Annotated in this window: 16 protein-coding genes; 4 read left to right on the top strand and 12 right to left on the bottom strand. The window is 56.1% G+C overall.

Features of this window, described 5'->3' with window-relative positions; all coding sequences use genetic code 11:
* Positions 1–127 precede the first annotated feature (127 nt).
* From K227x_RS01965 to K227x_RS01935, 7 genes are all read right to left on the bottom strand, one after another.
* Complete coding sequence (locus K227x_RS01965; RefSeq protein WP_145167831.1) at positions 128–346, bottom strand: hypervirulence associated TUDOR domain-containing protein; 219 nt, start codon at positions 344–346, stop codon at positions 128–130.
* A 7-nt stretch (positions 347–353) separates the two neighbouring features.
* Positions 354–515: a zinc ribbon domain-containing protein gene (locus K227x_RS01960; RefSeq protein WP_145167830.1), complete on the bottom strand. Its 162-nt coding sequence runs from the start codon at positions 513–515 to the stop codon at positions 354–356.
* A gap of 201 nt (positions 516–716) precedes the next feature.
* Positions 717–4121: a PAS domain-containing protein gene (locus tag K227x_RS01955; protein WP_218933702.1), complete on the bottom strand. Its 3405-nt coding sequence runs from the start codon at positions 4119–4121 to the stop codon at positions 717–719.
* 231 nt (positions 4122–4352) lie between these two features.
* Complete coding sequence (locus tag K227x_RS01950) at positions 4353–4847, bottom strand: response regulator (protein ID WP_145167828.1); 495 nt, start codon at positions 4845–4847, stop codon at positions 4353–4355.
* 422 nt (positions 4848–5269) lie between these two features.
* Positions 5270–5866 (bottom strand): class I SAM-dependent methyltransferase, encoded by a 597-nt coding sequence (locus tag K227x_RS01945; protein WP_145167827.1) that lies wholly within the window; start codon positions 5864–5866, stop codon positions 5270–5272.
* A gap of 173 nt (positions 5867–6039) precedes the next feature.
* Entirely contained in the window at positions 6040–8127 is a 2088-nt protein-coding gene (locus K227x_RS01940; RefSeq protein WP_145167826.1) for a catalase, read from the bottom strand.
* 453 nt (positions 8128–8580) lie between these two features.
* Positions 8581–9423, bottom strand: a complete 843-nt coding sequence (locus K227x_RS01935; protein ID WP_145167825.1) for a transglutaminase-like domain-containing protein — start codon at positions 9421–9423, stop codon at positions 8581–8583.
* 575 nt (positions 9424–9998) lie between these two features.
* On the opposite strand from K227x_RS01935, the gene K227x_RS01930 reads away from it, so the two are divergent.
* From K227x_RS01930 to K227x_RS01915, 4 genes are all read left to right on the top strand, one after another.
* Entirely contained in the window at positions 9999–14915 is a 4917-nt protein-coding gene (locus tag K227x_RS01930) for a chemotaxis protein CheB (protein ID WP_145167824.1), read from the top strand.
* 197 nt (positions 14916–15112) lie between these two features.
* On the top strand, positions 15113–15826 hold the full coding sequence (locus tag K227x_RS01925) for a hypothetical protein (protein WP_218933700.1): 714 nt from the start codon (positions 15113–15115) through the stop codon (positions 15824–15826).
* On the top strand, positions 15823–16608 hold the full coding sequence (locus K227x_RS01920; RefSeq protein WP_145167822.1) for a TPM domain-containing protein: 786 nt from the start codon (positions 15823–15825) through the stop codon (positions 16606–16608). Before K227x_RS01925 ends, K227x_RS01920 begins: the two co-directional genes overlap by 4 nt.
* A gap of 55 nt (positions 16609–16663) precedes the next feature.
* Positions 16664–17236: a LemA family protein gene (locus tag K227x_RS01915; protein ID WP_145167821.1), complete on the top strand. Its 573-nt coding sequence runs from the start codon at positions 16664–16666 to the stop codon at positions 17234–17236.
* A 235-nt stretch (positions 17237–17471) separates the two neighbouring features.
* Here the strand turns inward: K227x_RS01915 and K227x_RS01910 are convergent, their stop codons facing one another.
* The 5 genes from K227x_RS01910 to mscL all read right to left on the bottom strand — a co-directional run bounded on the left by K227x_RS01910 (position 17472) and on the right by mscL (position 21680).
* A complete protein-coding gene (locus K227x_RS01910; protein WP_145167820.1) occupies positions 17472–18509 on the bottom strand; it encodes a hypothetical protein in 1038 nt (345 codons plus the stop codon).
* On the bottom strand, positions 18506–19075 hold the full coding sequence (locus K227x_RS01905; RefSeq protein WP_145167819.1) for a DUF3592 domain-containing protein: 570 nt from the start codon (positions 19073–19075) through the stop codon (positions 18506–18508). Before K227x_RS01905 ends, K227x_RS01910 begins: the two co-directional genes overlap by 4 nt.
* 466 nt (positions 19076–19541) lie before the next feature.
* The gene (locus K227x_RS01900; protein ID WP_449314265.1) at positions 19542–20456 is read right to left on the bottom strand and encodes a YihY/virulence factor BrkB family protein; all 915 of its coding nucleotides are present in this window, start codon (positions 20454–20456) and stop codon (positions 19542–19544) included.
* A gap of 125 nt (positions 20457–20581) precedes the next feature.
* Positions 20582–21127, bottom strand: a complete 546-nt coding sequence (locus K227x_RS01895; protein ID WP_145167818.1) for a DUF421 domain-containing protein — start codon at positions 21125–21127, stop codon at positions 20582–20584.
* Positions 21128–21179: 52 nt separating this feature from the next.
* Entirely contained in the window at positions 21180–21680 is a 501-nt protein-coding gene (mscL, locus tag K227x_RS01890; protein ID WP_145167817.1) for a large conductance mechanosensitive channel protein MscL, read from the bottom strand.
* Between the last annotated feature and the right edge of the window lie 13 nt (positions 21681–21693).

Raw genomic sequence — 21693 nt, 5'->3', positions numbered from 1 at the left:
CGAAAGAATTCGGAAGACCTGTTCGATTTCGTCTGCGCCGAGTGGAGCCCGCCCCATCACCGCAGCCCACCCGTGCCGGAACCACAGAACCGTTCCCTGAAACCCCAACCCCGCGTTCGGGCAACGATCACGAATCGCTCTCGAGTTCGCTTTCAAGCTTTAGAACGTTGTTCCCGTCGTCAACGTCGACGTAGTACGCCGGGTTATCCTCGGATCCGTTCCGAGTGATCTCTGATCCGTCGATGGTTCGCGTCACTTTCTTGGCAAACGACGATTGCACTTTGCCATGCCCATAGCCGTCGCCCCATTTCCATTTCACTTTGGAACCGTCGTTGTACTTTGCCATTGGTGTGCTACTTGCCGTCTTGGGAATCGAGCGGAGGATGTTTTGTCGGCGTGATGTCCCCGGGAACATTGACGTAAATTTTCTCGCCGCATTGCGGACACGCCGGAACGCGATCGTCAACCTCCATGCCACACTTTGGACATCGGACGTGATTCAGTGGAGTATTCATGGTCGCCGTGGTCCGAAAATGATCTTAGGAAAGTGGTGAAACGCCACACCCAAGCGAGGTTGCATCTTTCGTGCCATCCCCATCCGGCGCACGAAAAAGCGGGGCTCCCTCGACCACCACCATGGTTCACTTTCCAAGACCGCAAAACGCAGTGGAGCGTCAACAACCACGTTGGTCGCCCTGCATCCTACAACGGCGGTATCAGCGATCCTTCCCGGTGAATTCATCCACCAATTCGACCAGACGGATCGCATCGATCGGCTTGCTTAGATACGCGTTGCATCCCGATTCGATGCAACGCGTCATGTCACCGTGCATGGCGTCGGCCGTCAGTGCGATGATGGGCCCCGTGAACCCGATTTCGCGGACCTTTTGCGCAGTCTGATAACCGTCCAAGTTTGGCATCTGCATATCCAGCAAAATCAGGTCCGGAAGCTGTCCCGATTGGATGCATTGACGGATATGCTGGACCGTCAAGATTCCATCCTCTGCTTCGTCGACCGTTGCACCGGCCTTGATCAGCAATCGCTTGCTAAGAAAACGAATGTCGCGGCGGTCATCGACGACAAGCACATGGCAGCTCAGTTGTTTTGCGACCTTGCGATTGAGAGGTTCTGGTTGGCGAACAATGGCGATCGGGTCCACCGTCGCTGCGTCGCTAACGGCGATCACCGAAACAGTCACTGCGAATTCGCTACCCTCGCCGACGGTGCTGGATACCGTGATGTCGCCCCCCAACAAGTTGGCAAGTCGGCGGCTGATGGCCAACCCAAGCCCCGTGCCACCAAACACGCGTGCAACCGATGCGTCACCTTGTGAAAACGGTTTGAAGAGCTGTTGCTGTTTCTCTGGTGTCATTCCGATACCGGTATCCGCGACCTCGATTCGCAGTGTATCGGTGCCATGCGAATCAAACTGGACGTTGATTCGGACGCGTCCCTGCTGAGTGAACTTGATGGCGTTACCCACCAAATTGATCAGGATCTGTTTCAACGACTTGGGATCACTTTGGATCAAGGTCGGAATTTTGCCCTGATACTGAACGTCGAATTCAAGCTTGTTTTCCTTGGCTCGTATGTCCATCACCGACCGAACCTCTTCGATCAGGGACACCAGATCGAAGGTTTCCGAAGCGATCTCCATCTTGCCAGCTTCGATTTTCGAAAGGTCCAAGATGTCGTTGATGATGTCCAACAGAAACTCGCCGTTGCGGCGAATGATGTCGATGTAGTCACTGGCCTCGGAATCTTGAACTCGCGATTTCAAAAGTTCCGTGTATCCCAGGACGGCTGTCATGGGGGTGCGAATTTCGTGACTCATGTTAGCCAGAAATTCGCTTTTGGCGATATTCGCCTGTTGTGCGGCGTCCAAAAGCTGCGCGTTGTCGACGGCACCGGCGGCTTGCTTTGCCAGTTCCTGGGCCAGCTTTAGATCCTGGTCCGTGTACCGCCGGCCGGATCCCGAAACAATCAACGTCAACGCGCCAAGACAGTTGTTGCGTGCAATCAGCGGCACCACGATCATTGAGTTTGGACCGACGGCGCGAATCACATCTTCGTGCTCGTCATCTTGGGCCGCGGTGCGAAAAGTTTCTTCGGTGATCTCCGGCAAGAACACTGCTTCCCCCAGAAACGCACCTCTGGCCGGCGGGTGATCCAGCCGGTCAGGACAGGCGGCAAAGCGAGCGACCTGTTCCGCCAAGTCATGCTGATCCGAATCGGCGTAGGCAACATGGACACGCCGTGCCGATCCTTGATCACGAACCAAATCAATGAAAGCCCAATCCGCCATCGCGGGCACGCACAAGTCGGTGACGTTTGCCAGCGTTTGATCGTAGTCCAACGACGCAGCCAGAACGGCGCTAGCCTGCAACAAAAAATGCTCGCGTTCAGACGCCTTTTCTCGGTCCAGATCGGCGTTTTTCCGCTGGGTAACGTCCCAGTACAAACCATGGATCCGAGACACCTTGCCGGACTCGTCCAGTTCGAACTCTCCCATCCCGGCCAGCCACCGCGGTCGGCCGCTTGGACGAACGATGCGGAACTCGTGGTTGAATGGTTTCCTCCCCTCGGTTGTTGCTAACCAGGCGGCTTCCAAAGAGGCCCGGTCCGCTGGATGGACCTGCTTCAAAAACTTATCCCACGATGCCTGTTGGGTCGGTGGCACGCGCAGCATTTCGTAAAGCGAATCGGTCCAGACGCTTCGAACGGGGGTCCATTCCCAAGCTGCCATTCCGCCGGCCCGTAGCGCCATTCGAAGCCGTTCTTGGTCTTCCTTTTGTGCGTGCTCGGCCTTGACCCGATCCGAGATATCGACACCGGAAGGGACCAGATGAGTGACAACGTTGGCCTTGTTTCGTACTGGCACAAGCATGAAGTCGATCGTGATGCGTGTATCCCCAGCCATCCGAACCTGGACGTCATAACGAACCACTTCACCAGCGGCGGCGCGGGCGATCGAGTCTTTCAACCGATTGACAATGACGGGATCATAACTCCACCAACCGCAATCCCAAAACTTCTTTCCCACCACGTCGTCTCGCGACAAGCCACCGCCCTGCAACGCGGTCGCGTTCGCTTCCAACAAAGTGCCGTCCACGGCCAATACGCCGACAAACCCCAACATATGGTCGATCACCCGGCGAAGCTCGGCTTCACGGTGGGCAAGACGCAACTCCATTTCTTTACGTTCGGTAATGTCGCCCGCCACAGCCGTGATCGAACGCGGGCGACCTTGATCGTCTCGGCTGATCACGCCACGGCCATACGTCCAAACAACACGCCCATCGTCACCGCGAATGACCCGGAATTCCATCGTGTACGTTTCGCAGCTTCCCGAAAAAACACACCCGATCCGGTTGCGAACATACTCGCGATCCTCGGGATGAATGATCGAGATGAACCCGTCGCAGGTTGGCACAAGATCGGCGCGTTCGTAGCCAAACAATTCAAACAGGTGCGGCGACCAATCGATTTGGTCATTCGGTATGTCCCACTTCCAAATCCCCAACCGGCCTGCATCGAAGGCCAACTGCAACTCGTGCTGCTGGTCGGTGTAAAGTTGTTCGGACTGCTTGCGGTCGACAAAGATGGCAAGGGTTTCTGCGATCGGCCGAAGCCGCTGGAACATTTCGTCCGATATCGATCGGTCGGCGAACAACCCGACCACGCCAAGGACTCGCCCGTCGACCGTCAACGGATAGCCCGTCAATGAAAGCCCGGCGTCCTGTAAGGTCATGGAACCATCAGCCGCCAAGCTGCGATCGAATGCAGGCTGACCACTGGCCGCAATCTGGCCGACCACGGTGCCCTCGACTGCGATTTCATTTCCCACGCCCGCCTGATCAACGGACGCAATGTTGCAGGCGGCAAAACGCAGAACAGAATTCGACGGATCGTAGATCCAAACTCTGGCTGAATCGAATCCCAGCGTCTGGACGAACAACTGGCAGGCCGCCTGCAGCACCTCGTGAAGATGTTTCGATCCCGCGGTCAACCGCGATAGGTCGCTCTGCATCGCCAAAAGTGACAACACAGAATCGCTAGAACCTCTGGCATTTTGTACAGGAGCCGCCCCTTCGGAAAAGTGCTCGTCGTTCGACTTCATCGCGTTCCACCTTCCGTAAACCATGGCGTCTTCATCCGCATTCGGCCATGATATCACGGCGGTGACAAATTGGCGTTCGCCGCAACCGATCGGTCACGTCCTTCCGCCGCAATTGGCGGGGTTGTTTCACCCGATACGGATTTCCGAACGTCATGCGAGGTGCGGTCACCCGACCCCGTCTCGCGCTCCGAGCTCGTACGGGGGCCCCGGGGCAATGACTGTGGCAGTCGCTTACAAGCCGCGACGCGCACGATCCGCGATCCGCCGCAGCGTCGGCGAGATTGGACCTACACCGGGATCGTCCGAAGGGTGGTCCGAGTTGGCTTCCGGCGAAACGCCTTCGCTAGGGGGCGATGCCATGGCCCGCTGGACGGCTTTCTGAAAGTCAAGCTTCGAGAGAGGCTTGCGGACGACGATCGTGGCCCCAAAACCAAGCGCTAGTTTTTCTAACAGCGCGTCCTGCAGACTGCTCATCACGACGACGGGGACATCCGCGATTGTGCTGATCTCGTGACCGCGTAACTGCTGCAGGAAATCGAGACCGCTTCGTCCCGGCATTTCAATGTCGGTAACGATCAGGTCCAACGGTTTGTCCTTGGCGATGTGCCACGCTTCGCCTCCATCGGCCGCTTCGAAAGTTTCGTGCCCTAGCTCTTTCAGCCAGTGGACCGCGAGCGTTCGGTTATGTCGCACATCGTCAGCCACAAGACTTCGTAGCGTCATCATCAAACTCGCAGCGCCGTAGGTAAATATGAGTGAGCCACGATCCGATTGAAGGCCGACGACGGGACGGCCTGCGACCGAAAAGGGCTAGGCAAGCATCATTTCGAAGTCGGCAAAGATTTTCGGTGACGCCGTGGTTGCGACTTTTCACGCTCGGTCGCTGGTTGCTTCGCAGTCGGCGAATGAACGATGACTGTCGCTTGACTTGACGCACCGACGATCGGATAGGACACGCCGTGAACGGTTTGAATACGAAACGGGGCTTGGGTAGGCACTTTGGAACTCACTTCTCTAGAAGATCAACAATAAACATCGTGAACCTAGAGAACTGCAAACGGTGGACCGAAGTGCACTTGGACTTTCGAGAAATCGCCTCGCCCAGCGTGTCCGGCCCCCAATCGACGAAGTGCCGATTCACACGCCGGCTACGACTTTGTCCAGGTGTAAATCGTCAGTGGCGGCACGTTCAAATGGACTCGGTCCACATCGGGTTCGCCAAATAGCGGTGTGGCCAACGGGACCACATCGTCTCGAAATTGATAGGCGATGAACAACCCGCCGTCCTTCAGCTGATCATGGATTCCGTCAACGATTCGTTGCCCAATCGGTTTGTCGATTGTGGAAAACGGGACCCCCGAAACGATCACGTCGGCGCGTCCCAGTCCATGCCGTTCCATCAGGTCGCGCAGACAGGCGGCATCGCCGTGCTGCACGATCAAACGTTTGTCGTCGATTTCGTTCAGCGGCTGAATGAACTCTTCCATTTTTTCGATCGCCAACAACTTGGCGTCCGGCCCCATTCGTTCCAATAGGGCTACCGACGTTTCGCCCGTTGCGGGCCCCAGATCGATCACAAGTGATGCGTCACGCACCGCAGAACGATCAGCGATTTTTTGCGTCAACACCCGGGAACTTGGGCACACCGACGCGACGGATGTGGGGTGATCCAACCATGTCAAGAAAACCGACTTGATCCGGGAAAACAGACTGGCCCGGCGATTCACAGCTTCAGCATCGGCCATAGAAACTTCCTTGACAGAAACGGTCGCATAAGAAATTCAGGAAGGATCCATAAGGGATCCATGTCCCCATACACCAACGGCACCACGGTGATAGCCACGTCGCCGAAAAAGACCATGATCCGCCATACACACTGGTTGGCGGATCATGATCCAACGCATGTCTTCGGCCGAACCTAACAGGAACGCACCGTGGGTTCGCGATCCCAGACACGATGCTGCTTTGCCTGCTGGACGAACGCCTTCAACGATCCGTCGGAAACGTCGACCATGCCATCGTCTGCGTCCGTTTTGACAGCAGCTTTTTCGAACAAGGGGGCTGCCGCTTCGTTGAACCCAATGACTTTCAAATGGGCAAATGCAGTGCGTATCCAGTCAATCGCCGCCGCCTGTGACAACAACGTCTCGACTTCGGATTTTGCGGGTGCGATGATGACGGCATCGAACAAGGGTGACGGTGCCCCCGCCAGGAAATGATCGGGCGTCAACGACTGGCCGTCACTGGACTTCATCGGCCCGATCTTCGGCGCGATCACTTCCATCATCGCTCCCTCGCTTTCCACCGCCTTGCGAATGGCATCTAGCAACTTGGCATCGACGCCATTGGTCGTCAACAAACCAACCTTCTTACCTGCGATCGACTTGGGTGCGACAGCGTACTGCGACAACGGTTTCGATGGTTCAGGGTCACCCACCGGAACAACGGGCGTGATGTCATCGGCCATTCCCTGCATTCCTAAGCAATCGGCGACCTGGGTCCCCAATTCACGATCGATGTTGTTCAAATGACCCAACATCCGTGTTCGCACGTGGGTTTCCTGACATTTGCCCAACTCAAAGGAAAAACCACCCACGATGTGGCGTTTCTCTGGTTCGGTCATCGACTTCCAAAACAACCTGGCCTGCGTGTAGTGATCGGCAAAACTCTCGGGTCTCAGCCGGACCTTCGCACCGCTTTCTTCGGCGGGAAACGAATGAAAGCCGGATTTGGGATCTTCGCGCGGTCCACCGTTATCAAGCGAGTTGGGTTGATTGGCGACTCGCCCCGCCGGGACGTCCATTTGCATGTGCCCATCGCGTTGGAAGTTCGCGAACGGGCACTTCGGTTTGTTGATCGGGATTTGATGGAAGTTGGGACTTCCTAATCGGGACAACTGTGTATCCAGGTACGAGAACAAACGGCCTTGCAGCAGCGGGTCGTTCGAAAAGTCGATTCCCGGAACAAGATGCGACGGACAGAACGCGACCTGCTCGGTTTCAGCAAAGAAGTTGTCGACATTCCGATCCAGAACCATCTTGCCAATCGGTGTCAGTGGCACGATCTCCTCTGGAATCAACTTCGTCGGGTCCAGGTGGTCAAAGTCGAACTGATCCGCTTCTTCCTGGGTGAACACTTGAACGGAAAGTTCCCATTCCGGAAAATCACCCGCGTTGATTGCGTTCCACATGTCGCGGCGATGAAAGTCGGGATCGGCACCCGCGACCATGACCGCTTCGTCCCAGATTTGCGAGAACGCGCCGTACTTGGGACGCCAGTGGAATTTCACGAACCTAGAATCCCCCTTCTTGTCGATCATGCGGAAGGTATGGACCCCAAAGCCTTCGATCATCCGCAACGACCTGGGGATGGCGCGATCCGACATCACCCACATCAACATGTGCATGGACTCGGAATTCAGCGACACAAAATCCCAGAACGTATCGTGTGCCGATTGAGCCTGCGGAAAGTCGCGATCCGGGGCCGGCTTCACACTGTGAATAAGGTCGGGGAACTTGATCGCGTCCTGGATAAAGAACACCGGAATGTTATTGCCAACCAAGTCATAGTTGCCTTCTTCGGTATAGAACTTGACGGCGAATCCACGGACGTCCCGCGCCGTGTCCCGCGATCCCGCACTGCCGGCGACGGTGGAGATGCGACAGAAGACCGGCGTCTTGACCGACGGGTCCTGCAAGAAACCAGCTTTGCAAATTTTGGCCGCTGACTTGTAGCACTGGAAATATCCATGCGCACCGTACCCACGCGCGTGCACCACTCGTTCCGGAATTCGTTCGTGGTCAAAGTGCGTGATTTTCTCGCGCAGGATATGATCTTCCAACAACTGGGGGCCACGTGCGCCCACTGTTAAAGTGTTTTGATCATCCGCCACCACCACACCCTGGTTCGTGGTCAGTCGATCACCGTCGGTTGCGATTTGGTGTGGTTCGCCACCGTTACCGGTGGTTGTTTTGAAACTGGGTTTGGCTTTCGCTTTCTTTGCCATGCGGGCGGTCCTTTGGGTGGGCATGGTGATCTCGGATCTCGCCTGAATCCCCAACGCAGCGGAATTCGGCGGACGAGACCTCGCAATGCAATTGCTATGCCGAGACCTGGTTGCCGAACGGATTGGTCCGACAGTGACGACGCACCTTAGAATCGATGCGATGAACAACACCGATTGCCAGTCAGGTGTGGGTGCCGATCCCAGATGTTTGATTGCGGACACGGCAGCCACGCCAATGCAGAATCCACGCAACAGACCAAAGCGTTCCACACCGCGATCCCGTCCCCTAATTCCCCGTCCCCTAATTCCCCGTCCCCTAATTCCCCGTCCACCTAATTCCCGCTGCCAAAATTCCTGCCGCCGAAACTCGGATGAAGACCACCGAACCAAACCGGGCTGAACGGTTTCGACGCACGCTGGTTCGTGGGCGACCAGATCGCCAGCATGTCTCGCCTAGGCCGAACTGACCGCGGTGTCGACGTTGCTAGGATCTAGCAGTTCATCCCCGGAATGTTTTTCGTGTGCCCAGACTTCCATTTCCGTGTTTTTTGCATCGCCGCGAATCGTGCTGAACGCCACGTCGGCAGCGTCGCGCCCGGTTCCGATCCGGACGAACCCACCGACGGGTGCCAATCGGGTTGCATCGAACAAGAACCAACGCCCATCCAAGAACGCTTCGAAGAATCCGTGGAAATCGGGTGGGTTCAAGTTCACCGCGTAGCCGGCGACGTAGCGGGCGGGGATTCCCATCGCACGACACAGACTGATCGCGACGTGGGCAAAATCTCGGCAAACACCGGTTTTCTGCTGCAGGACATCACAGGCCGTTGTGGTTGGCCCCGTGCTGCCAGGCGTATAGGACAGTTGATCGTAGGTCCAGTTGCAGATCGCAGTGACACGGGAGTAGCCGGGCAGCAAGGTGCCAAACTGGTTCATCGCAAACTCCAGCAGCTTGTCCGATTCGCAGTACCGGCTGGGGTTCAAGTACGTCAGCACATCGGCGGGCAGCTGCTCGTACGGAGTTTCACCGACGTTGGTCACGTCCACCTGTTCGGGATTCATGTTGACAGTTGCCTGATACTGAATTGTCATTTCCCCGGGTGGAACCGATAGGCGAACCAAGCGGTTGCCAAGCGGGCCGACGGCACATTCTTCGATCCGGTGGAACGGCTGGACTTCCAACGATTCACTTACAATCTGTTGATGCTGGTTCTGGACGACGGAAACATTGAACAGGAACGTGGTTGGCGCGTTGACTTGGTAGACAATGCGGCTGCCGACTTGGATTTGGTTCATCAGTGAATTCCGAAAATGGAAAATCGGGAAATGGAACGTTTGTGACAGGGAAAATCGCCGGATCGGGAACACTGCCGCTGCGTTTACGAATACCGCCGGCGGTTTTCGGGTCGGACGTTTCGGCGCTGGCGAACCGATTGCCGTTGTGGACCTGGCATCCGGGATCCCGGCTTGGCCTGCCAATGGGCGGGGCGGTTCCGATATCAATCTGCACTTCCTGTGCCAGAGATCGACGGGACGCCGAGTTGGCAATGGGCGACTGGCCGTGGTCCAAGACGAAAATGAAAGCGATGCGCAGCCTCGCTCCCGCATGCGATCAGCATCACAAACATGATTGACCAATTGTCGCAGTCCGCATACAGTTTGACGACAGGTTCAGTGCGAACTTCGCGACCAAGATGGTTGCGTCGTGATACTTAACTGGCGGTCACTCGCACCCATGGCGGCTGCTTTTGTGACGGCTTTCTCCGGCGAGTGTTTGCATCCACCACGCAAGGAGAATTGGTGCACCGCGACCTCCCATGCGATGCCGTGGTTCACAGCGCTGCGAGGCCGTTCTCTCCCCATAAGCCGCCATGTCGAAAACAGACCCCTCTCGCTTGATTCCTGCATCGCCTCCGGCGGACTCTGATCGCCCCAGTGATTCCCCCCAGGATCGCGATTCTCGCAAGCGCGTTCGACATTCTCATCATTACATCGTTGGCATCGGTGCATCGGCCGGTGGGCTAGAAGCACTGGAATCGTTGTTTCGATCGATGCCCGAAGATTGCGGCATGTCGTTCGTCGTCGTCCAGCACCTGTCGCCCGATTTCAAAAGCCACATGGACCAGTTGCTTCGACGGGTCACCAACATCCAAGTCGAGGTGGTCGATGATGGTGTGAAGGTTCAACCCGACACGATCTATTTGATCCCTCCCAAAATGGAAATGGTGATCAGCAACGGCAAGTTGTTGCTAACCGAACGCAGCCCCGATCAAGTCTTGGCGCATCCCATCGACCAGTTCCTTCGTTCGCTGGCCCAAGACTCGGGCCGTTACAGCATTGGGATCATCCTCTCGGGCACTGGCAGCGACGGGTCGCGTGGGATCACCGACATCGCCGACAACGAAGGGCTTGTCATCGCTCAAGAACCGACGTCATGCAGGTTCGAGGCGATGCCATTGAATGCCCAACAAACCGGCAGGGTCGACTTGGTCCTGCCTCCCGAAGCGATGGGCGAGGCGTTGCGTCGTTTTACCGTCGAAGGCGATTCGACCGAATCACTGCAGGAACAAAAAATCGAAACCATCGAAGAAACCGGACTCGAACGAGTGTTTCAGTTGCTAAAGCAGCAGCATGGTATCGATTTCAGTCACTACAAGATCGGTACGGTCGGTCGTCGGATCCAACGCCGGATCGAATTGCTGAAATTGAACGGCGTGGAACAGTACGTTGAATACATCAATCAGTCCAATGCAGAGGTCAATGACCTGTACGAGGACTTGCTGATCGGTGTCACGCGGTTCTTTCGTGACCCGGACGCCTTCGCGACTTTGGAACATCAAGTCATCCCCGATCTAGTCGCCCGCGCCGACGATACGATCCGGATTTGGGTGTGCGGTTGCGCGACGGGCCAAGAAGCCTACTCCATTGCCATGTTGATGACCGAGGCGATTGAAAACTCGGGCAAAGACATCGGGTTCAAAATGTTCGCCACCGACGCACACCGCCAATCGTTGCAGTTTGCGTCCACGGGAACTTATGACCAATCGCACGTTGCCGATGTATCCCCCGAACGTTTGGAACGTTTTTTCAACAAACGCCGCGACGGCTACTGCGTCAACAACGAACTTCGCGGAAAGGTCGTCTTCGCGCCACAGAATGTGATCAACGATCCGCCGTTCACGCAGATGAACTTGGTCACCTGCCGCAACATGCTGATCTATCTGCAACCGCCCGCGCAGCGCAAAACCCTGTCCCTGTTTCACTTCGCACTGAAAGCCAACGGAGTCCTGTTCCTGGGCCCCAGCGAAGCGGTGGGTGATATCAGCGACGAATTCGACACGATCGATGGGCATTGGAAAATATTTCGCAAACGCCGTGACGTTCGATTGCCGATCGAATTGCGGATGCCGCTGTTTGGGCAAACATCCGGCGCCATGCCAACCGCTCGCCCGTCGAAACTGGGTGAACCCAAAACGCAAAAGCCGACGGATATCTTGCCGGAAGCCTACGACGTCCTGCTGGGCAAAATGATGCCGCCCAGCGTGCTGGTCGACTCAGGTCTGCAGGTGCTGCATATTTTCCCAGGCGCCCAAGAGTTCTTGAAAGTGCCCACCGGACGACTGTCGTCCAGTTTGCTGGACATGATTCCCAACGAAATAAGAACCTCCGTATCGGCGGCGATCCAACACTCGTTGCACGACGACAAAACGGTCCGATACAGCGGCCTGCCCCACCCCGACGGACGATCCGACACACAGGTGCAGCTGATCGTTCGACCGGTCAATTTGCCAAAGTCGCGAACGTCCTGTGTCTTGGTCCAGTTCGAATTCGCAGAATCGGTGAAGACGGCCGATAGCGAGAATGCGATCCGCGATCTTGATTTCAACCAAGCCAGCGTGTCTCGCATCGAGGGACTGGAACAGGAACTGAATTTCAGCCGCCAAAATCTACAAGCGACGATCGAGGAACTCGAAACGTCCAACGAAGAGCTGCAGGCGACCAACGAAGAAATGGTTGCATCGAACGAGGAACTGCAAAGCACCAACGAAGAATTGCACAGCGTCAACGAGGAACTCTACACCGTCAATGCCGAACATCAGGCTCGCGTCGTCGAACTGGATGAAGCCAATTCGGACATGACCAATCTGTTGGCGACGACCCGCGTTGGTGTGCTGTTCTTGGATGACCAACTGTACATTCGCCGCTTTACCCCCGAAGTCGGTCGACTGCTGTCGCTGGACCCTCACGATCTGGGACGCAGCATCGAAGGCTTCACCCGAGTCATCGGCGGCCAGGACTTCATGACCCGAATCGAACAAGTCCTGGAATCCGGAGACGAACAGGAATGGGAGGCCGTGTGCCGCGACGAACCCTACCTGTTTCGAGCTTTGCCGTATTGGTCCAAAAAGCAAACCTCGGGCTGCGTGATTTCGTTGATCAATATCAAAGCACTTCGAAAAGCGCAGCGGGATGTCGCCCAGTTCAAGTTCATGGCGGACGAGAACATCGACGCCCAAGTGTTGATCGACGAAAACGCACAGATCGTGTACGCCAATCGCAAGATGGGCGAACAAGTTGGGCTGAGTGCAAATGAACTCGAAGGAATGTCGATCCTGCGTTTTGGATTCGACCACAACATCGCCGATTTCCGCGATCGTTTCGAAGCCGCCCATGCCAGCGACGGCGAACTGTTCGAAGCCATCCATCGACGACACGACAAATCGGACTACCCCGTCGAGGTCGCGCTGACACCGATCTCACTTCACGGCCAACGACACATCTTCGTGTCGATCCGCGAAACTTCACGCCGGAAGGAAACCGAATCCGAAATGCGATTGCTTAGCAAAGCCGTCGCAGCCGCCGCCGGCGGGATCATCATCACGGACAATCGACACCCGGATCGCCCCATCACTTTCGTGAACGATGGGTTCACCAAAATGACAGGGTACAGCGAATCGGAAGTGGTCGGCCGCAATTGCCGATTTCTGCAAGGCACCGATACCGATCCAGAAACGGTCGCCGAAATTCGTCGTGCTGTGCAGGGCGGCGAATCACTGCGAACGTTGATCCAGAACTATCGCAAGGATGGCACTCCATTTTGGAATGATCTGTACATCACGCCCGTTCGCGACGACGCAGGAACCGTCACGCACTTTGTCGGCGTGCAGAACGATGTCACCGAGCGAAACGCATCGGCGGAACTGGCAAAATCAAACGAGCAAACGATTCGCTTGCTGCTGGACTCGACCGCGGAAGGCATCTTTGGTCTCGGCGCCGACGGTGCGTGCATCTTCTGTAACGAATCCGCCGCCCGCATGCTGGGGTACGAAAGCGGTGATGAACTGGTCGAACAGGAAATGCACTCCGTCACCCAACCGCGAACAGCCGATGGTTGCGAATTCCCGATCTCGGCATCACGCATTTTGGCGGCACTACGCGAGGGACGCGCAGACAACGTTCGCGACGAGGTGTTTTGCCGATGCGACGGATCCGTGTTCCCTGTTGAATACTGGTGCCACCCCATCAAGCAAGACGACGAAGTGATCGGGGCCGTGGTGACGTTCGTCGACATCGCCGAACGCCTAGAGGTCGAACAAGAACTGCGAGAAGCGAAGGAGATTGCCGACGCAGCCAACCAGGCCAAAAGTCGGTTCCTGGCGAACATGAGCCACGAACTGCGGACACCATTGTCGGCGATCCTTGGTTTTACTCAGATCATCCGAGAAGAACCGACCGACGAATCGCTGCAAGAGAATCTAGCGACCATCCAGCGAAACGGTGACTACCTGCTGAGGCTGCTGGGGGACGTGCTAGACCTTTCTAGGATTGAATCCGACAAGTTCCAAACGTCGAACTCAACCGTATCGCTCGGACACATCCTTGGCGACGTGCATGCAACCATGCAGATGCGAACGGTCGAGTACGACAACCAACTGGACTTCGACCTGAAGAACCCGTTGCCAACGACCGTGACAACTGACGCAGCCCGACTGCGACAGATCATGATCAATTTGATCGCCAACGCATTGAAGTTTGCACCCAAGGGACGCGTCAACGTGCTGGTCGATTCCGAAGACGTCGACGGAAAGGTGTGGTTGGTGGTTTCGGTTCAAGACACCGGCATCGGGATCTCGCAACAGAAGATCAACACCCTGTTCGAACCATTCGTGCAGGCCGATCGATCGATCTCCAATCGCTTCGGCGGCACTGGGTTAGGACTTAGCATTACGAAACGCTTGGTCAGTGCGCTTGGCGGTTCGATTGGTGTCGAAAGCGAACAGGGGAAAGGCAGCACATTTACATTCCGTGTCCCGATCGATCCCATCGGAACCAGAGGCACGGTTTCGGTACAGTCGTCCGCTGAATCCAGCGACGTTGCATCGTCGCCCGACGTGAAGGCGAGGCGAGTGGCCCTGAACGCCAAGGTGCTGATCGCGGATGACATGCGTGACGTCCGATTCGTCGCGCAGCACTTTCTAAAAAAGGCAGACTGCCACGTCGAAGCCGCCGAAAATGGTCAGCAAGCGGTCGACATGATTGTGGCAGCAATCGAAGCCGGCGAACCCTTCGAACTGTGCTTGATGGACATGCAGATGCCGGAACTGGACGGCGTCGGCGCGATCCGTGAAATTCGTGCTCGCGGGATCGAGTTGCCAGTCATTGCCCTGACCGCCGATGCGATGAAGGGCACCCGACGCCGACTGATCGCAGAAGGCTTTGACGAATACCTCAGCAAGCCACTGGACGTCGACCGCCTGCTGACCGCCGCAGTGCGTCTGCTGCGGTAGCGACCCGGTGTCCCCCATCCACAGGATCGCTACACTATCCACGTCCGCGCGGCAGCACGCTTGCCAGATCACACCAACGGTGTCTCCCGCACAACAGTGGGCCGCAGACAAGTGGATCGATCCGACATTCGAAGCTGCATCGCGGAGTGATCCACGACCACAGTTTCCCGCTCGACACCTACTACACGACACCACGTATGTTGAATCCTGACGTTCAAACAAATGTCGATTGGTTTGTTGCGAGGGTGAAAGAAAGCCTTCAGGACAATTTACGAAACGTCACGGTCTATGGTCCCGCTGTGACGTCCATTTACGATGCACGCAAGCATCAGATCCACCCTCTGATTGTCGTCGAAAGCCGAAGTGTGGATCGGCTATTGGCACTGGCGGCGCATTCCAAGGGTGCTTCCAAACGTCGTATCGGTCCCCCGTTGATCGTGACGGATCGCGCACTGCGACAGTCTTGCGACGTGTTCCCGCTGGAATGGATCGATATCGCGCAGTTCCATGAAACGGTTTTCGGCGACCCCGTGTTGGCGGACCTGGCACCACAAGCGTCTCATGTTCGATTGCAATGCGAACGGGATCTGCGATCGCTTGACATCCTGTTACAGCGAGGGATTTTGGCCAGTGGCGGCAAGCCCCAACGGATCGACCGACTGGAACAGGAAGCGTCCGATTCGATGATTCGCGTGCTTCGTGGGATTGGCTGGTTGAGCGGTGATCGGCTACCTCTATTGCCCGACGCACTGTGCACCCGATGCCAAGAGATTGTCGAATTCCCATTGCCGGGATGTAGTGAAGCCATTCGAGTGGACGGCCGCCACGACGTGGAAACGGTCGGATTGCTGCTCGAGGAGATCGGACTTTTGTCGGCTTGGATCGACGATCATCAGATGGTTGATCCATGAAGATTTGCACAGCGTCGCTTGCCATCATCTTTGCATGCTTGTTTGCCTTGTCGCCAACCTTGGCGGCCGAGGTTGATGTTCGCGATGATGGAACTTTCGTCCGCGACCTTGCCGATGTCGTTAGCGATGAACAGGAAGCCGAGCTTGAACGATGGCTTGCCGAACTGGAACAGAAGACCGGGGCACAACTGAAGGCCTTGACCGTCTTGACCACTGGCGACGAGGACATTTTCGCCTTTGCCCAACGTACGGCTGAAACCTGGGCATTGGGAGGCCGAAAGGAAGACGACGGCGTGCTGATTGTGCTGGCCGTCCAAGACCGAAAGGTACGGATCCAGACGGGCTATGGGATCGAGCCGATCTTGCCCGATAGTTGGTGCGGCACACAATCACGCGATGTTGCGACGCGATACTTTCGATCGGGCGATTATTCAGGCGGCCTGACCGAGCTATCGCTGCGGGCTGCCAACCGAATCGCCAAGGCAAAGGGAGTCCAGCTTGTTGGGGTTCCGGCTCCACGCCACTTTGCGAAACAGGGCGGTGAAAAGGGGAACCGCTTTTGGAGTTTGATCATGTTGGCGGTAATATTTTTTATCGTGATGGCCACCCGCCGTCGGCCACCAGGATCAGGCCCAGGCAGTCGCGGAGGATGGTGGATCGCGCCAACATCCACCTGGGGTGGCGGAGGCCGTTCGTTTGGTGGCGGTGGTGGCTTCGGCGGCGGTGGAAGCTTTGGCGGCGGAGGCGGTTTTGGCGGCGGCGGTGGCGGAGCGAGTTGGTAACCAAGATTGCCAAGACACAGATCAACATACGAAATCTTCTTACCTAGGACACACCATGAATCGTTATCTCCCAATCGTTGCCATCCTCGGATTCCTGACGCTGCTGATCGGCGGATGCGGATTGCAGGGATACAACCGTGTCGTCACGATGGACGAAAATGTCGAAGCCGCATGGGCACAGGTGGAAAACCAGCTGCAACGGCGTTACGACCTGATCCCCAACCTCGTGGAAACGGTGAAAGGAATTGCGGCTCAAGAGAAAGACGTCTTCATCGGAGTTGCCGAGGCGCGTAACCAGTTCAACAAAGCCGGCAATGTCAACCAGAAAGCCGCCGCAGCCTCGCTGCTAGAGAGCGCCCTAGGACGACTGATTGCCGTTCGGGAAGATTACCCCGAATTGAAGAGCAACGAGTCGTTCCTGAAACTGCAGGACCAACTTGAGGGAACCGAAAACCGAATCTCTGTCGAACGAGGACGGTACAACGAGACCGCACGCGATCTGAACGGTTACATCCGGGCGCTCCCAGGACGGATCTGGGCCTCCCTGGCGGGAGTGGAACGAGCCGAGTATTTTAACGTGTCCAACGAAGACGCCAAAGAAGCGCCCAACGTCACCTTCGCCGATTAGACCTGGGCCAAAGTCTGAAGTCGGCTTTAGATTTTGTCAGGAGAACGTCTTTCTCCAAGAGGCGGCGGGCTGGTCGCAGTAACAGGCGACCGACTAGTTCGCTTGCCCGGATACGCTGACAAGCCGCCGTGCAATAGCATCGGTTCCTTCCCTCAATCCGAAGGGAATTCCGGCGAATCCCACAACGAGGCTGGTGCCTTCCTAGCCCCCTCTCCCTCGGACATTCGAAGTCCGTTTACAACTGGTAAGCGGACTTTATTTTTTGGATATAGGCCTGTTGGGCGGGCGGAACCGGAATCAAGTAATTGCGTCGTGAAATCATCTCGGGGGAAAAAAACGGATGATTGTTGTGATGCCGAAACTGCCTCGTGGACACTGAAACGATGGTGATCCACAAATCGGTTTGCCCGTCCTTGGTTTCTGTCCTTACGAAACGACGAGAATGCAAGAAACTCATCGGCACTGAATAGCCGGCAACACAAAAACGGTCTTTCAAAAACAACGCCCCCAGGAAACGCTGTTGCAGCACCCACAGATTGGGGAAAGACCACACCGCCCAAACCATGAAACCAATGCCGCCAACGCCCATCGCGGTGATCATCAGTCGCATTCCAAACTGATGCCAAGCGAGGACGCCTTCGTACCAGTGATACAATGACGCGAGCCACCCGATCAGACTTATGATCAGAACGGGCGCGGCGATGAATTTGCCAAGTCGGACAGCAATCTCGTGATGGAAAAATGATCGGCAGCGTTGGCTGAGTTCTTCATCCATCTGCCACCACGCCAAGCAATCGCCTTCCTCTGCCGCAACCTGTTCTGCTACTTCTCGCAAACCACGCCACAACTGATAGGCCATCCACAACCCAACGACCGAGAAAACGGCAATCATCATTGCCGCAATTTCAATGTCAAATGGATCGAAAGTTTGCAACAAGAAGACCAGCGTCCCCAGAACGGCCAGCATCACTCGCGCCTGAATGATTCGAACCGGCGGAAAGATCCATGCCGGCATGTTGCTATCCCCAAACCGTCGCGACATCTGTGGTGCCAATCGCTGGCGCAGCACACCGAAGAGGCTGTACCGATCAAACAGTGGCCAATAGACGCTGTGAAAAATGATCCAAATCGACAGCGTCGCTAGTAGGAATTGGGCATAAACCGGCATTTGCACGGCTTCGCCCCGATCGATGGCTGGTGCCCATGCAACCAACAACTGGGACAGCCCCATTCCGCCAACCAATGCCAAAACCGCTTGAAATAAGTGACTCATTCAATACCCGCTTCCTGTCGCAATTTCTGCTGCTCCGGACCGTGCCAGGTTTTACGAGCGTTCCACCAACAGATCGCTACGTACAACAATGTGACTCCCATGAACGCGACTGCGATCCCAAGCATGGCATCCGTATTTCGTTGGTAATGCCCTTCCCTGGCTTCGTTGACCATCGGGTCAGACTTTGCATATCGAATGGGAAACAGCGAACCAATCTGCGGTGGTTCGGCCAAATCCAGTGTCTCAAAGCTGTCGGTGTACGAGTTCCCATCCGGTGTTTCGAACTGGTACGTCACAATCGTGTGCAGGGTGTTGATGTCAGTATTGTCGTTGGGCGAGCGCCAAGTCTCTGTGTACTCCTCAAAACTCAAGACGGTTGCGTCGGTGATCACTCCCTCGCGATTAAGTCGAGACGCGATCTTCCCATAGACAAAGCTTCCCACGACAGAAGCAGCAACCATCAACAGGACAATGATCGCCGCGTACCCGCCTTGTCGTGCAAACAGACTTGCAACCGACGAAGGGCCGTTGGCTTGGTCTCGCTTGGCGTGACGTGGATCGTTCATGCCGATGCCTCCTGCGCTTGATCGGTTTGAATATTGAAACGGAGTGATTCGATGCTGATCGGGATTGCGATGGTAGTCCGACAACAGAAGCGTTAGTGGGTAACGATGTCTGGACACCAAAATCCCGCGTCAACCATCTTCACATCGCGGAAGGGGAAACTTGGATCTTGTCGCGTCTTCATAGCACACATGCCGAAGGTTGGTGTACCCGTTTGACGACGAGAAGAAACAACGCCGAAGAAGAAGAAGAAGAAGAAGAAGAAGAAGCCACCGATCGTCGGAACCCTAACGGGAATTGTTGAGAAGATCGACGAGACTAGCTTTACCGTGAGCGACGGGATTTCAGGCCATGTCCACGACGGGCCTCATACCTCTTTCATCCCCCTCTCCCCCGGTTCCATCCAAGTGCCACTTGGATGGGATTGGGGGAGAGGGGGTGCGGTGAGGGGATTTCTGGCGAAGTCCGCTACGATGGTCGTTGGATGTGTCGCACGACCCTTACTGCGTGGTCCTCTGGCTGGATGCCGTCACCGTATCGTACCGCGTAGACCTGGGTCGCTTCGGCGCCTAACAGGACGATCATCGCGGTGTAGTAAACCCACACCAACAACACCGCCAGCGATGCTGCGGCACTCCCCAATTGGGCTCCTGGTTCGCTGTACGAAAAGTACACTTGCATCCCAAAGCGACCGACCAAAAACAAAATCGTTGTGATCGATGCGCCAACCACAACGTCTCGCCACTGCACCCTGGCGTCCGGCATGAATTTAAAGATCGCAGCGAACAGAACCAAGACTACGATGGCTTGGATCGCAAAATTGATGATCTCTGCCACCACCCCCGGTGCACCAATCATCGCCCCCACGCGCCCGCCGAGTCCGGCCAATACCGAAGAAATCACCAACGACACCAGCAGCAGGAATCCCAGGCCCAATATCATCGCGAACGAGAACAGTCGTTTGAAAATCATGTTCTTCCACCCCGCCCGTTCGGGATCCGGTTGCACTTCCCAAACTTGATTCAGCGCGGCTTGCAATGCCGCGACGACTCCCGTCGCACCGATGACGATGCCAGCAAAACTGAGCAATGTCTTCCACCACTTCCCGCTCGACTGGTCATTGTTCTCGATGATCGTCGAGACCTGCTGCGAAATCGCCTGATTCCCCATCATCTGGGCGGTTTGACTGGTTAGCAAATTCCGAGCCTCTTGTTCGGCCTGATCGCTGTCGTACATCACCGACATACCGAAGGTCAAAATTGTCAGCAACAGGTACAACAGCGGCGGCAGCGCGAACGCGGTGTAGTAGGCGAGCGCAGCAGCCAATGTGGTGCAGTTGTTATTGGAGAACTCCGATAGAGTCTGTTTCACAAACTTGATCATGGTCGCGATACGGTTTCTGGTCGCATGGATGGATAAATCGCCGGAGTGTGTCGGTTGCCTTCATTCGCCCACGCATCGGCGAGATGGGTCGTCGAAATGGATCAGCGGCATGGATCGTCCGCGAGCTAGGGGAACAATCGATCGGCCCCGATCACGCCCTCGAAGAATCTTGGCTCCAATTTGATATTGTCATCGGCGTTATGAAGGACAGAAACATCCCCCGTCGTCTCGAACACCACGGCTTTGACCTGATCGAAATTCAACGCGTTTGCTTCACGAAGCTTTCCGAACAAATCGCTTTCGGTCATGTTGGCTTGTTCCAAGTTCTGTTGGATGATTTCGCCGTCCACCATCAACAGCAACGGTTGGTTATCGACAAGCTTGCTGAACCGATCCGATTTCCTTCGCAACGACGCCAGCGCCCACTGTGCGGCAAACAAGCACAACAACGAAAAGAGCCCGACGAACAGTGTGGGGCTAGGTGCCGAAACCGTCGCGCCGAACAACGAACCGACTGCAATGGTCATCGCAAAATCGGCTGCGGACATCTTCGAAAAGCTTCTTAGCCCAGCCAACCGCGTGTACAGCAGGATCGCAGCGTAGACGACCACGGACGATACCAGCACCATGAACAACTGGCCGGTTGAAGCTGAAATCCATTTTTCAAACATGGGCTCGATTCTCTCCACAAATACTGAATTCGTTGCGATCACTCATCCCCGTTCACTCAGTGCCCGACGGGGACAATTCCGAAGTGCACTGCGGACAACGAACCGCTCGGTAAGCGATGGTCGAACGGCAAAAGGGACACTTCTTCTCGGTCGGTTCGTCACGAGGTGGGGGATCGCCGAACCGTTCGTCCAGTTCTTCGTCAACACGATTGATAACCCGGATCACGATGAACATCGCCAACGCGATGATCGTCAGCGTGATACACGCGTTGAAGAACTGTCCATAGTTAACGGTGACGGCACCTGCATCCTGAGCGTCCTTCAGAGTTTGGAAACCGCCGGCGGGAACCGCCCCATCACCCGGAACATCCAAGACCCAGAACAGGTCCGAGAAATCGGCATTGCCGGTCACCAAACCAATCGGCGGCATGATGATGTCGCTAACTAAGGACTTCACAACAGTGGTGAACGCCGCACCGACCGTGAACCCGATCGCTAGATCAAGCATGTTGCCGCGAAGAGCAAATTTTTTGAAGTCCGATAGGAATGGCATAGCGATAAGAGGT

Source organism: Rubripirellula lacrimiformis, from assembly GCF_007741535.1.
Classification (GTDB): domain Bacteria; phylum Planctomycetota; class Planctomycetia; order Pirellulales; family Pirellulaceae; genus Rubripirellula; species Rubripirellula lacrimiformis.
This window is presented reverse-complemented; position numbering and strand designations above follow the sequence as displayed.